At 70.9% G+C, this 12,696-nt stretch carries 10 protein-coding genes; 7 read left to right on the forward strand and 3 right to left on the reverse strand.

Annotated features, from left to right (window positions below):
- Positions 1-13 precede the first annotated feature (13 nt).
- Together araD and ACIA77_RS42135 are read left to right on the forward strand one after the other, a co-directional pair.
- The gene (araD, locus tag ACIA77_RS42130) at positions 14-1,732 is read left to right on the forward strand and encodes an L-arabinonate dehydratase (RefSeq protein ID WP_395891756.1); all 1,719 of its coding nucleotides are present in this window, start codon (positions 14-16) and stop codon (positions 1,730-1,732) included.
- Positions 1,733-1,824: 92 nt separating this feature from the next.
- Entirely contained in the window at positions 1,825-3,618 is a 1,794-nt protein-coding gene (locus ACIA77_RS42135) for a VanW family protein (protein ID WP_395891757.1), read from the forward strand.
- Here the strand turns inward: ACIA77_RS42135 and ACIA77_RS42140 are convergent.
- Positions 3,615-4,610 (reverse strand): amidohydrolase family protein, encoded by a 996-nt coding sequence (locus ACIA77_RS42140; RefSeq protein WP_395891758.1) that lies wholly within the window; start codon positions 4,608-4,610, stop codon positions 3,615-3,617. The genes ACIA77_RS42135 and ACIA77_RS42140 overlap by 4 nt on opposite strands.
- A gap of 110 nt (positions 4,611-4,720) precedes the next feature.
- Here ACIA77_RS42140 and ACIA77_RS42145 point away from each other — a divergent pair, with 110 nt between their 5' ends.
- The 3 genes from ACIA77_RS42145 (at position 4,721) to ACIA77_RS42155 (ending at position 8,622) form a co-directional block, all read left to right on the forward strand.
- Complete coding sequence (locus ACIA77_RS42145; RefSeq protein WP_395891759.1) at positions 4,721-5,596, forward strand: LysR family transcriptional regulator; 876 nt, start codon at positions 4,721-4,723, stop codon at positions 5,594-5,596.
- A 687-nt stretch (positions 5,597-6,283) separates the two neighbouring features.
- On the forward strand, positions 6,284-7,054 hold the full coding sequence (locus tag ACIA77_RS42150) for an ABC transporter ATP-binding protein (protein ID WP_395891760.1): 771 nt from the start codon (positions 6,284-6,286) through the stop codon (positions 7,052-7,054).
- On the forward strand, positions 7,030-8,622 hold the full coding sequence (locus tag ACIA77_RS42155) for a hypothetical protein (protein WP_395891761.1): 1,593 nt from the start codon (positions 7,030-7,032) through the stop codon (positions 8,620-8,622). Before ACIA77_RS42150 ends, ACIA77_RS42155 begins: the two co-directional genes overlap by 25 nt.
- A 40-nt stretch (positions 8,623-8,662) precedes the next feature.
- On the opposite strand, the gene ACIA77_RS42160 is transcribed toward ACIA77_RS42155, so the two are convergent.
- A complete protein-coding gene (locus ACIA77_RS42160) occupies positions 8,663-10,015 on the reverse strand; it encodes a TrpB-like pyridoxal phosphate-dependent enzyme (protein ID WP_395891762.1) in 1,353 nt (450 codons plus the stop codon).
- A gap of 633 nt (positions 10,016-10,648) precedes the next feature.
- Between ACIA77_RS42160 and ACIA77_RS42165 the strand changes: the two genes are divergently transcribed.
- Positions 10,649-10,801 carry a dienelactone hydrolase family protein gene (locus tag ACIA77_RS42165; protein WP_395891767.1) on the forward strand — a complete coding sequence of 51 codons (153 nt, stop codon included), beginning with the start codon at positions 10,649-10,651 and terminating at the stop codon, positions 10,799-10,801.
- Between the two features lie 57 nt (positions 10,802-10,858).
- Here the strand turns inward: ACIA77_RS42165 and ACIA77_RS42170 are convergent, their stop codons facing one another.
- Positions 10,859-11,986, reverse strand: coding sequence for a DUF6461 domain-containing protein (locus ACIA77_RS42170; protein WP_395891763.1), 1,128 nt, complete (start codon positions 11,984-11,986; stop codon positions 10,859-10,861).
- Between the two features lie 312 nt (positions 11,987-12,298).
- Between ACIA77_RS42170 and ACIA77_RS42175 the strand changes: the two genes are divergently transcribed.
- Entirely contained in the window at positions 12,299-12,610 is a 312-nt protein-coding gene (locus tag ACIA77_RS42175; protein ID WP_395891764.1) for a hypothetical protein, read from the forward strand.
- Positions 12,611-12,696: the final 86 nt, after the last annotated feature.

Raw genomic sequence — 12,696 nt, forward strand, 5'->3', positions numbered from 1 at the left:
AGGCGGCCCGGCCATGAAAACACCGGAGGACCTGCGCAGCCACCGCTGGTTCGGCGGCGACGAACTGCGGAATTTCAGCCACCGCGCCCGGGCCCGGCAGCTCGGCTACGAACCGCAGGAGCACCTCGGCAAACCGGTGATCGGCATCCTCAACACGTGGAGCGACATCAACCCGTGCCACATGCACCTGCGCGAGCGAGCCGAACAGGTGAAGCGCGGTGTGTGGCAGGCGGGCGGTTTCCCGCTGGAGTTCCCGGTGGCGACGCTGTCGGAGACCTACCAGAAGCCGACGCCCATGCTCTACCGCAACCTGCTGGCGATGGAGACCGAGGAGATCCTGCGCTCCTACCCGATCGACGGCGCGGTGCTGATGGGCGGCTGCGACAAGACCACGCCCGCGCTGCTGATGGGTGCGGCGAGCGCCGGGCTGCCCGCGATCTTCGTACCGGCCGGGCCGATGCTGCGCGGCCACTGGCGCGACGAGGTGCTCGGCAGCGGCACCGACATGTGGAAGTACTGGGACGAGCGCCGCGCGGGCACGATCGGCGACCGCGAGCTGTCCGAACTGGAGCGCGGCCTCGCCCGCTCCCCCGGCCACTGCATGACGATGGGCACGGCGTCGACGATGACGTCGGCCGCCGAGGTCCTCGGCCTCACGCTGCCGGGCGCGGCGTCGATCCCCGCCGTCGACTCGGCGCACCACCGGATGGCGGCCGCGAGCGGGGCCCGGGCCGTCGGCCTGGTGTGGGAAGACCTGACCATCACGAAGGTAGTGAACGAGCACGCGTACGCCGACGCCATCACCACCGTGCTCGCGCTCGGCGGCTCGACCAACGCCGTGATCCACCTGATCGCGATGGCCGGGCGCAGCGGCCTGTCGCTCAGCCTGGCCGACTTCGACGAGATCGCGCGCCGCGTGCCCGTGCTCGCCAACATCCGCCCGGGCGGCGACTGGCTGATGGAGGACTTCTACTACGCCGGCGGCCTGCCCGGGCTGCTGTCGCGGCTGACGGACCTGCTGCACACCGACCGCGTCACCGTCTCCGGCCACACGCTCGCCGAAACGCTGGAAAGCGCGCGCGTGCACAACGACGACGTGATCCGCCCGCGCGACAACCCCGTCGCGGCGGAGGGCGGGGTCGCCGTGCTGCGCGGCAACCTCGCGCCGTCGGGTGCGGTGATCAAGCACATCGCCGCGACGCCGGAACTGCTCACCCACACCGGCCCGGCCGTGGTGTTCGACGACTACGCGGACCTCAAGAAGCGGATCAACGACCCGTCGCTCGGCATCACCGCGGATACGGTGCTCGTGCTGCGCGGCTCCGGCCCGCTCGGCGGCCCCGGCATGCCCGAGTACGGCATGCTCCCGATCCCCGACCGCCTGCTCGCGCAGGGCGTGCGGGACATGGTGCGCCTGTCCGACGCGCGGATGAGCGGCACGTCCTACGGCGCGTGCGTGCTGCACGTGGCCCCGGAATCGCACGTCGGCGGCCCGCTCGCGCTGGTACGCGACGGCGACCTGATCACGCTCGACGTGCCCGCCCGCACGCTGCGGCTCGAGGTCGACGACGAGGAGCTGGCGAAGCGGCGGGCCGATTGGTCTCAGCCTGCGCCGCGGTTCGAGCGCGGATACGGTGCCCTGTACACCGAGCACATCACCCAAGCCGACGAGGGCTGCGACTTCGACTTCCTGGCCCGCGCGGGCGCCAACCCGGAACCCGACGCCCGCTGACCGGTTTGTTCCTCCAAGGGGCACTAGTCCGGCATGTCCGGCTCAGCCCGTACCCTGTGCCCGGGACGCAGCAACCGGGGAGGGTCGAACAGGTGCCGTACGAACCGCACTGGCCGGAATCCGACGATGACCAGCAGACGGAAGTCCTGCCGGTCGTCGCACCTTCGGCCGGGGCCGAGCCGCCCGGTACCGACGGCGAGTCGCGCCCGGGCCTGCGCAAGGCCGGGTGGATCGCCGGTGGCGTGCTCGCGGTCCTGCTGGTCGTGTACCTGATCGACCTGCTGACCAGCCAGGGCAGCGTGCCGCGCGGCGTCACGGTGGCGGGGGTCGACGTCGGCGGCCTCGACCGGCCGGTCGCCGAGCGCGAACTGCGCAGCACGATCGAACCGCGGCTGACGCGGCCGCTCACCGTCACCGCCGGGGCGGCGCGCACCACGCTGTCGCCGACGCTCGCGGGCCTGCGCCTCGACTGGTCCTCGACCCTGGACCAGGCCGGCGACCAGCCGCTGAACCCGTTCACGCGGCTGGCGTCGTTCTTCACCACGCGCGAGGTCGGCGTCGTGTCCCACGCCGAGGGCGACCGGCTCGACCCGGCGCTGGAGGACCTGCGCGGCCGGGTCGACCGCGACGCCGTGGAGGGCACCGTGCGCTTCGACGGCACCACACCCGTCGCCGTGCCTCCGCAGCACGGGCAGAAGCTCGACGTGGCCGCCGCGAAAGCCGCCGTGCTCGGCAAGTGGGCGTCGGGCGAGGAGCTCGCGCTTCCGGTCGTGCCGACGCCGGTACGGACCACGCCCGAGGGCGTGCAGGCGGCGCTGGAGCAGTTCGCGAAGCCCGCGGTCGCCGCGCCCGTGACGATCAAGGGCGAGGGCGCCGACGCGACGCTGCAGCCGCGCGACATCGCGGCGGCGCTCACCTTCACCCCGGCCGACGGCGGCGGGCTCGCACCGAAGCTGGACCAGAAGAAACTCTCCGACGCCGCCGGCCCGCAGCTGAAGTCCACCGAAAAGGAGGGCAAGGAGGCAACCATCGGGTTCAGCGGCGGGCAGCCCTCCGTCGAGCCGTCCGTCGACGGCAAGACGGTGGACTGGGAGCCGAGCCTCAAGCCGCTGCCGGACGTGCTCAAGCGCGCGGACCAGCGCGAGCTCACGGCCGTGTACAAGACCACCCCGGCGAAGGTGACGACCGAGCAGGCCAACGCGCTGGGCGTGAAGGAGGTCGTCGGCGAGTTCACCACGAAGGGGTTCGCCGCCGACTCGGGCGTGAACATCCGCGTGGTGGCGCAGAAGGTGAACGGCGCCATCGTGAAACCGGGTGAAACCTTCAGCCTCAACGGGTTCACCGGCCCCCGCGGCAAACCGCAGGGTTACGTCGAGGCCGGCGTGATCGAGAACGGCGCCCCGGCGCGCGAAGTCGGCGGCGGCATCTCGCAGTTCGCCACCACGCTCTACAACGCGGCGTACTTCGCCGCCATGAAGGACGCCGGGCACAAGGAACACAGCTACTACATCAGCCGCTACCCGGCGGCGCGCGAAGCCACCGTGTTCCAGAACCCCGACGGCGCCAGCGTCATCGACCTCAAGTTCACCAACGACTCCGACACCGGCATCGCGATCCAGACCATCTGGACACCGTCGTCGATCACGGTGAAGCTGTGGGGCACCAAGCGCTACACCGTCGAGTCGATCCCGGGCGAGCACACCAGCCCGACGCCGCCGTCGACCAAACCCGGCCCCGCCGAGAACTGCCACGCCTCCGAAGGCGCACCCGGTTTCACCACCACGGACACCCGGGTGCTCAAGGACGCGTCGACGGGGCAGGAGGTCTCGCGCCACACGCGGACCGTGCGCTACAACCCGCAGCCGAAGATCACCTGCGGCTCCTAACCCAGGCCGAGGAGTTCGTCGGCGTTGCCGTGGGCGATCTTCGCGCGGTCCTCTTCGGACAGTGCCGCGTCGGCCAGGAACGCGGCGGCGCCGTCGTTGCCGATCAGCGGGAAGTCGACCGCGTGGAGGATGCGGTCGGCGCCGACGGTGTCCACGCAGTAGCGCAGCTTCGCCTGGTTGAACATCCCGCTGGGGGTGATGAACACGTTGTGCCGCAAGTACTCCCGGAACGTGCGGTCGAGCCGGGTGAGCCGCTGGGGCATCGCCTCGTCGAGCCGGTCGAGGTAGAACGGGATGAACTCGCCCCAGTGCCCCAGGATGAACTGCAGGTCCGGGTAGCGGTCGAGAACGCCGGAGAGGACCAGGTGCAGGAAGTGCACGGCCGTCTCCTGGTGCCAGCCCCACGCCGCCAGCCGGAACGCCGCGGACACGCCGGGCGCGAACTCGCCGGCGTAGTTGGCGTCGCTGACCGCGTGCGGCGGCGGGGCGGGGTGCAGGTAGATCGGCACGCGCAGCTCGCTCGCCGCGCGCAGGATCGGGTCGAAGCGCGACTCGTCGAGGAACTGCCCGTCGGTGCGGCCCATGATCATCGTGCCGACGAAGCCGAGCTCGCCGACGCAGCGGCGCAGTTCGGCGGCCGCCGCGTCCGGCACCGCCGTGGGCAATGTGGCGAACGCGGCGAACCGGCCGGGGTGGGCCTGCACCGCCTGGGCGGCGGTGTCGTTGGCGGCCCGCGTCAGCGCGGGCGCGACCGCGGCCGGCAGGGACGTGTTGAGGCACGAGAGCACCTGCGTCGAGATGCCGTTGCGGTCCAGGTCGGCGATCCGGGCGGCGCCGAGGTCCGGCATCAGGTCCGTGCGCTCGGTGTAGGGCATCCCCGTGCCCGCGCCGAACACGGTCTCGTACCCGGGGACGAGCTCGGCCAGTCCCGGCCACGCCGCGGCGGACACCGCCGGGTCGGACCAGTGTTCTTCGAGCGTGACGATCCGCATGGCCAACCCCGTTTCGATCTTGGCTGTCTCCCTCCAAGGTGAGCTCCGGCGACGATAAACTCCAACACTTGCTTCTGATCAACCGATCAGTGCGACTGATAGGAGCGGCGATGGAGCTGCGGCACCTGAGGTACTTCGTCGCCGTCGCCGAGGAGGGCGGGTTCAGCCGGGCGGCGAGCCGGCTGCACGTCGTCCAGCCGACGCTGAGCATGCAGATCCGCGACCTGGAACGCGAACTCGGCGGCGCGCTGTTCGACCGTGGCGCGCGCCGGACCAGCCTGACCGCGGCCGGCCGGGCGTTCCTCGTCGAAGCCCGCCGCGTCCTCGCCCAGGCCGACCGGGCCCAGGCCACGGCCCGGCTGGCGCTGGCCGGCGAGACCGGCACCGTGCGCATCGGCGTCGCCGGCGCCACGGTCCTCGCCGACCTCCTGGCCGGCCGGCTCCGCGCGTTCCACACGGCCAAACCCCGCGTCCAGATCTGCCTGCAGGAAGCCGGCCCGCAACGCCAGCGCGCCGCCATCCTCTCCGGCGAACTCGACGTGGGCTTCAGCGCCCTCCCCGCGCCCCCCACCGACCCCCGCCTGGCCTCGACGCCCATCGGATCCCTGTCGTTCGTGGTCGCCCTTCCCACCGGGCACCCCTTGACCCGGCACAAAACGCTGACCACCCACGACCTCCGCGACGAGGACCTGATCGAGTACTCCCTGGGCGGCAACCCCGACGACGCACCAGCCGAGGTGCTCTCCCAAGCCGCGCTGAAACCGCGCCCCACCCCCGCCCGCTACCGCGCCGACACCACCCTCACCGTCCTCGCCCTCGTCTCCGCCGGCGCCGCCGCCGCCATCGTCCCGGCCGGCGTCCACCGCGCCGCCGTCCCCGACGTCGAGTACCGCCCCCTCACCGACCCGAACCTCACCGTCGACTTCCACCTCTTGCACCGCAGCGACGAACCAGACCCAGCCGTCACCGCCTTCCTCAACACTTGACCGCGCCACGAAACCGCCACCCAACGAAGCCCCCACCCCGCACCAAACCCGCCGCTACCCCAGGCGACGCACCCCCACCTACGACACCGCCGCAAAACCAAGCACCGAAGGATGCACCCAGCCCCTGCCCGGCACCCCGAACGACGACGCACCACGCGCATACGCAACCGCCGCCCAACAGACCCACCGAGGATGCGCCCAGCCCCTGCCCACCACCTCGAAAGGGCGACGCACCACGCATACGACACCGCCGCCCGACCGCCCAACTGAGGATGCGCCCAGCCCCTGCCCGGCACCTCGAATGACGGCCCACCACGCGCATACGCAACCGCCGCCCAACCACCCCACTGAGGATGCACCCAGCCCCTGCCCGGCACCTCGATCCGAAGCCTCCACACGGCCGCCGACCCCATGTCAAGGCACGCTTTCCCGCCTTGACACGGGGTCAGCGGCCGTAGTCACACTCAAGCTTCGGGGTGCCTACGCACCGCAACACGCCCCAGCGCAGGACCGCATCCCCACCACAACGCAACCGCACCCACCCAGCGACGGCCCGCGCCCAACCCGACGCAAACCCCCCCCAAAACACCCCCACCCACCACCCCTCCAACCAACCTCCCCCAAACACCCAGCACACCCACCTCAACCCGCGTAACCTCCGATCCCAGACCGCAGAAGGGGGCACTCGTGGCCGATGACGCCGCAATGGGCCTGTACGGGCTCACCAAACGATTCGGCACCACCCTCGCCGTCGACAACGTCACCCTCGAGGTCCCGCGCGCCTCGTTCTTCGGCCTGGTCGGGCCGAACGGTGCGGGCAAGACGACGTCGTTGTCGATGGCCGTCGGCCTGCTGCGGCCCGACGCCGGGCAGGCGCGGGTCTTCGGCGTCGACGTCTGGCGGGAGCCGGAGCGGGCGAAGAGCCTGATCGGGGTGCTGCCCGACGGACTGTCCATTCCGGAACGGCTCACCGGCCGCGAACTGCTCACCTACATGGGCCTGCTGCGCGGTTTGGCGCCGTCGACCGTCGCCGAGCGCGCCCAGGAGCTGCTGGGCGTGCTCGAGCTGATCGAGGCCGAGCGCACGCTCGTGATCGACTACTCCGCCGGGATGCGCAAGAAGATCGGGCTCGCGATGGCGCTGCTGCACGGGCCGCGCCTGCTGGTGCTGGACGAGCCGTTCGAGGCCGTCGACCCGGTGTCGGCGTCGACGATCCGGACGATCCTGCAGCGCTTCGTCGCGTCCGGCGGCGCGGTGGTGCTGTCGAGTCACGTGATGGCGCTCGTCGAGCAGCTGTGCAGCCACGTCGCGGTGATCACGCGCGGCCGGGTGGTGGCCGCGGGCGCCGTCGACGAGGTGCGCGGCGGCGGGAGCCTGGAAGACGCGTTCGTGCACATCGTGGGCGGGCGGACCGGCGGAGCGGAAGGACTGTCGTGGTTGGCGTCCTCGTCCGACTGAAGCTGCGCGTCCTGCGCAACTCCCTGCGCGGGCGCCAGGTCGCGGGCATGGTCATCGGTGGCGTGATCGGCCTGGCCGCCGCGGTGCTGACGATCGTGCTGGCCGTCGTGCCGATCCGCGGCGGCAGCGAGATCACCGTCGACCTGCTGACGTCGGTGTACGCGGCGTGGGCGGCCGGCTGGGTCCTCGCGCCCATCGCCACCGGCGGCGGAGACGACACGCTGCGCCCCGAGCACTTCGCGCTGCTGCCGATCGGGCGCCGCAAGCTCGCCGTCGGCCTGCTGGCCGCGAGCTTCGTCGGCGTGACGACGGTGGTCAGCCTGATCGCGTTCCTCGGCCTCTTCGTCTACGGCCTGCGCCTCGGCGCGGGCGCGGCACTGGTCGGGCTCGTGTTCACCGTGCTGCAATTGGCGTTCGTGGTGCTGCTGTACCGCGTGGTGATGGCCGCGCTCGGTGCGCTGCTGACGTCGCGCAAGGGCAAGGAACTCGGCATCATCCTGGTCGCGCTGACCGGTCTGTCCGGTGTCGGCGTGAACCTCGCGATCAACAGCCTCGGCCCCGCGATCATCAACGGGCGCGTGCCCGGTTTCGTGAACGTGGTGCACGCGCTGCCCTCCGGCTGGGGCACGGTCGCCGTGCACGCGGCGGGCACCGGCGACTGGGGCACCACGCTCGGGTTGCTGGTCGCGATGCTCGCGGTGCTCGCCGTGCTGATCGCCGCGTGGGGCGCGCTGCTGGTGCGGCAGGTGACGAGCCCGTCGTTCCGCGGCGCGTCGCGCACGAAGGTCCGGGTCGAAGGCGCCCGCGCGCGCCGCGGCCTGCTGCCGCCGACGCCCGTGGGCGCCGTGGCGCGCAAGGAACTGTTCACGTGGTGGCGCGACGCGCGCCGCCGCGTGGCGCTGCTGTCGACGCTGATCGTCGGGGTCGTGGTCACGATCCTCCCGGCGCTGTCCGGCGGCGGGCGGCCGGCGATCGTGCCCTACCTGGGTGTCGCGGTCGTGTTCTTCGCGTGCATGCAATCGGGCAACCTGTACGGCTTCGACGGCAGCGCGCTGTGGCACACGCTCACCGTGCCGGGCGCCGAGCGCGCCGACGTCCGGGGGCGGCAGCTCGCGTGGACGCTGATCGTCGCGCCGGTGGCGCTGGTGCTGGCCGCAGTCCTGCCGGGCGCGGTCGGCGAGACCGGCGCGTATCCGTGGGTGTTCGGCTTGGTGCCCGCGCTGCTGGGCGCGGGCGCGGGTGTGCTGATGCTGCAGTCGGTGTTCCTGGCCTTCCCACTGCCCGACCAGCGCAAGAGCTCGAGCCCGTGGTCGTCCGGCGGACGGCCGGGGTGCGCGCGGGTGCTGCTGATGTTCGCGACGATGCTGCTGATGGCCGTCGGGGCGCTGCCGGTGCTCGCGCTGTGCATCGCCGGCGCCGTGACGGATTCGCCGGTGCTGCAGTGGCTCGGCGTGCCCGTCGGGATCGCGGTCGGCGCTGTGCTCGCGTGGTGGTGGGGCCGGCTCGCGCGGCAGCGGCTCGTCGCCCGGGGCCCCGAACTGCTGGCGACGGTGTCGAAGGAACGCTGAGCCCGGGCCGCGGGTCGGCTGACCCGCGGCCCGGGCCGGTTCAGGGCAGCGCGGCCAGCGAGTCGGCGAGCGTGGCTTCGGCCAGCTCGTTGTCCACCATTTCGCCGGACAGGTAGGCACCGTAGGCGGGCAGGTCGAGGTGGGCGTGGCCGCACAGGGCCGTGAGGATCACCTTCTCCTCCCCCGTTTCCTTGCAGCGCAACGCTTCCCGGATGCAGGCGGCGAGCGCGTGCGTCGGCTCGGGTGCCGGGATGATGCCCTCCGCACGGGCGAACCGCACGCCCGCGGCGAAGCACTCCTGCTGCCCGACGGCGAGCGCCTCCAGCAGGCCCAGCTCGTGGATGTGCGAGATGAGCGGCGACATGCCGTGGTAGCGCAGGCCGCCCGCGTGGATCGGGTCGGGGATGAAACCGTGGCCGAGCGTGTGCATCTTCAGCAACGGCGTGAGGCCCGCGGTGTCGCCGAAGTCGTACGCGTACGTGCCGCGCGTGAGCGTCGGGCACGCAGCGGGCTCGACGGCGCGGATCACCGGGTTCATCCGGCCGGCGAGCTTCTCGCGCAGGAACGGGAAGGCGAGGCCACCGAAGTTGGACCCGCCGCCCGTGCAGCCGACGAGGACGTCCGGGGTGTCACCGGCGAGCTCGAACTGCTTGAGCGCCTCCTCGCCGATCACGGTCTGGTGCATCAGCACGTGGTTGAGCACGCTGCCGAGCGCGTAGCGGGCGTTCGGGTCGGCCGCGGCCTGCTCGACGGCCTCGCTGATGGCGATGCCGAGGCTGCCCGTGGATTCCGGGTCGTCCGCGAGGATCTTGCGCCCCGACTCGGTGAGCGCCGACGGGCTCGGGTGCACCGTCGCCCCGAAGGTCTCCATCATGAGCTTGCGGTAGGGCTTCTGGTCGTAGGAGGCCCGGACTTGCCACACCTCGCACTCGAGCCCGTACTGCGCGCAGGCGAACGCGAGCGCGCTGCCCCACTGGCCGGCGCCGGTCTCGGTGGTCAGCCGCGTGACGCCCTCCGCCGCGTTGTAGAACGCCTGCGGCACCGCCGTGTTCGGCTTGTGCGACCCGACGGGGCTCACGCCTTCGTACTTGTAGTAGATGCGCGCCGGGGTGCCCAGCGCCTTTTCCAGGCGCCGCGCCCGGTACAGCGGCGAGGGGCGCCACAGGCGGTAGACGTCGCGGACCTCCTCGGGGATGTCCACGTACCGCTCGGCCGTCACCTCCTGCGCGATGAGCGCCTGCGGGAACAGGGGCGCCAGATCGTCCGGCCCGACGGGCTCGCGCGTGCCCGGGTGCAGCGGCGGTGGCGGCGGCTCGGGCAGGTCGGGCACCACGTTGTACCACCGCGTCGGGAGATCGGCTTCGTCAAGGATGTACTTCGTCCGCTCCGCCATCGCGCCTCCTCGCGTCCTGGAATCCTCAACATAGATCGCGTCACGGTCCGTGGCCAGTCCGGATTTTGGTTGTCCACAATGGAATCATCCGGGAGGAAAGTTGCCCACTCGGTCTGACCGTCTGCCACTCGACGACGGCACCGGGTCGCTACCCGTGTGGCTACCCACCGGCGGCTCCGGCCCCGGCCTGGTGCTGATCTTCGGGCCCGACGCGTAGTTGTCCGACGTGGCCGCTTCGCTGGCCTCGCTGGGTTACGTGGTCGCGGTGCCTGTTCCACCACTTCTCCCCCGGCTGGTCTTCATCGCACGACTCTGCCGGAGTGGCCCGGTCGATGGAGGTTTCGTCGCAGTTCGACCCAGCGCTGGGCTTGTCGGACGCGCTGGCCACCCTGGCGCACCTTCGCTCGCTGCCGGAGGTCGGCCCCCGCGCCGGCGCGCTCGGCTTCTGCCTGGGCGGCTCACTGTCCTTCGCCGCCGCGGCTGCTGGGATCCGTCCACTGCGGTGTCGTTCTACGGGTCCACGGTGGCGAGGCAGGTCGAGCTGCTTTCGTCGGTCTCGTGCCCGATCCAGCTCCACTTCGGTGGGGGGACCCGTTCATTCCGCGTGCCGATGTGGCCGTGGTGGAGGAGGCGGTGGCTTCGCATCCCGGCGCGGAGATTTGCGTGCAGGAAGACGCTGGGCACGCGTTCCACAACAACGTGGCCCCGATGTTCCACAACCCGGAGGCGGCAGAGCGAGCTTGGGACCTGACGACCGACTTCCTCAGACGGACGCTGCCTGCGTGAAGTCAGCGCGGGAAATCGTCGTTGGCAACCCCTTGTGCCCGGTCACGGTACGTGAGCTCAGGCTCCGCCAGCGAGCAGGTGGGTGGTGAGCTCCTCGCGCATCGCCGGCCAGTTGTTCCGGTTAGCCCAACAGGCGTTGAACATGGCCCGCGCCAGCGCGTCGACGGGGTCATCTGCCAGGTGTGAGCAGACGGCGGCGAGTGCGTGAGCGCGGGCGCACAGGGCGCGCTCCTGACTGGTGTCGGCGTTTCGGCGTCTGGCGGCGGCGCGGAGTCTTGCCCGGGCGTCGAGCCTCGTGTCCGGCGGTTGACAGCGGTTCCAGCGCAGCTCGAGGCCGTCTCGGTAGTCCTGGTGCGCCCGAGCGGCGATCTGATCACGGCGCTGGATGCGCTCAAGCGCGGGCAGGGAGTCCGCGTTGTCGGCCAGGGTGCCCAGTACGGCGGGATCGTCGACGCCGGCCGCTTCGCAAGCGCGGGTCGCCGCCAAGGCGATCAGCGTCCGCAGGTTCTGGCGGTTCGTCTCAGGTATGGCCGCAGCGATGTCGGGCGCGTTGATCAAGAGCCAGGAGCTGGACATTTCGAATCTGGCGGGGTCGACGATCACCGAGGCAGTGTGGCTCTGGACGGACCAGTCCTCGGTCACGCGCACGCCGCTCACTCGCTCCAGAAAGGCGAGCGCCTCAGCGCACTTCCGATAGGGGTCGTCGAAGTCGAGATCGTCGAGGAAGCGGCCAATCGCTTCCGGCGCCTCCCCCTCCGGAGGACGACCGGTGACAAAGTCGAAAGCGGCCAGCACCCGACCGTCTTGAGCGAGGGTGGCTCGGCTGGCGAGATTGACGTTCCAGTACACGCTCGCGGCCACCGTGCCGGATGACAACCGGGCCAGGACTCTGGGCTTCGCGCCGTGGGACCCGTTGTCTTCGGCCAGCAGTGTCCAGCCGTCTCGGTGGTCGGCAACAACGACGGCGAGGTCGTCCGGATAGGCGTTGACGCTGATCTGGCCGGCGACCGCCAGAGTGATTTCCCGACCTGCTGGGACCCCGTCAAAGCGATGCAACGCCTCGTCGACGGACAACCCGCGCACTGCGGTGAGACACAATGCCTCGGCCGGAAATGCGTGAGCGTGCAGCAGAGCCGCGTAATGCTCCACCGCGTCGGGGCGGACGGTGGGGACGGGCAACTGCATGGAACCACTCTTCCACATGCTTGCGGTCGTCCAGACGACCGTCTGTCTGACGCTGGCGAGTGGACGTACAACAGGCGGTTCGGCCCGCGGTCGGATGTTGCCGTGGTGGAAGCGGCGGTGGCTTCGCACCGGGGCGGTATCAAGCCATCCGTCAATGCCAGACGGGGGTGTGTAAACCGCCTGCGAGAGGGCCGTCCAGCGGGTAGGTTCGCCACTCGCAAGGGGCGACGACGCAGAAGAGGTCGGTTCACTGCCAGCCGCAGGAGACGATCACGTGCCTGACAACGAACTGTCGGTGTTGTGGAGGGAGCAGTGGCCGGGGTGTTCCCGATGGCGGACACCTTGAAGCTCGCTTACCCGGATCGATGGGTACGTTTCCACAGCCTGCCCGAGTCCAAGCGTTATGCCGAGAACGAAGGCGAGTACGACATCGTGCTCCGCCGCTACAACTCGGTCCTGGACGAACTCTTCCGTGGACAGGAAGTTCGGATCGTCACAACCAGTTGGTCGGACCATCCCGAACCGCCGTCCCGACCGGCGCCTCATCTGCGATGGCACCGCGACGCCCACTATTGGATGTCTGTGCGCACCGACGAGGATGGAACAAACCCGGACTGGGGTTGACCCGTTTTGACGGACAGGGTCGTTGAGGTGTGGTTAGGCTACGTGGCGTGTGGTTGTTTCGTAGCGGGCGGGGCTGAGGTAGCCGA

Origin of the sequence: Amycolatopsis sp. NPDC051903, assembly GCF_044452505.1 — a bacterium.
Classification (GTDB): Bacteria; Actinomycetota; Actinomycetes; order Mycobacteriales; family Pseudonocardiaceae; genus Amycolatopsis.

Excerpts from the sequence above, each read along its gene's own strand:
- ACIA77_RS42170 (WP_395891763.1), bottom strand. The coding sequence starts at position 11,986 with ATGCAGTTGCCCGTCCCCACCGTCCGCCCCGACGCGGTGGAGCATTAC.
- ACIA77_RS42160 (WP_395891762.1), bottom strand. The coding sequence starts at position 10,015 with ATGGCGGAGCGGACGAAGTACATCCTTGACGAAGCCGATCTCCCGACG.
- ACIA77_RS42140 (WP_395891758.1), bottom strand. The coding sequence starts at position 4,610 with ATGCGGATCGTCACGCTCGAAGAACACTGGTCCGACCCGGCGGTGTCC.
- ACIA77_RS42145 (WP_395891759.1), top strand. The coding sequence starts at position 4,721 with ATGGAGCTGCGGCACCTGAGGTACTTCGTCGCCGTCGCCGAGGAGGGC.
- araD (WP_395891756.1), top strand. The coding sequence starts at position 14 with ATGAAAACACCGGAGGACCTGCGCAGCCACCGCTGGTTCGGCGGCGAC.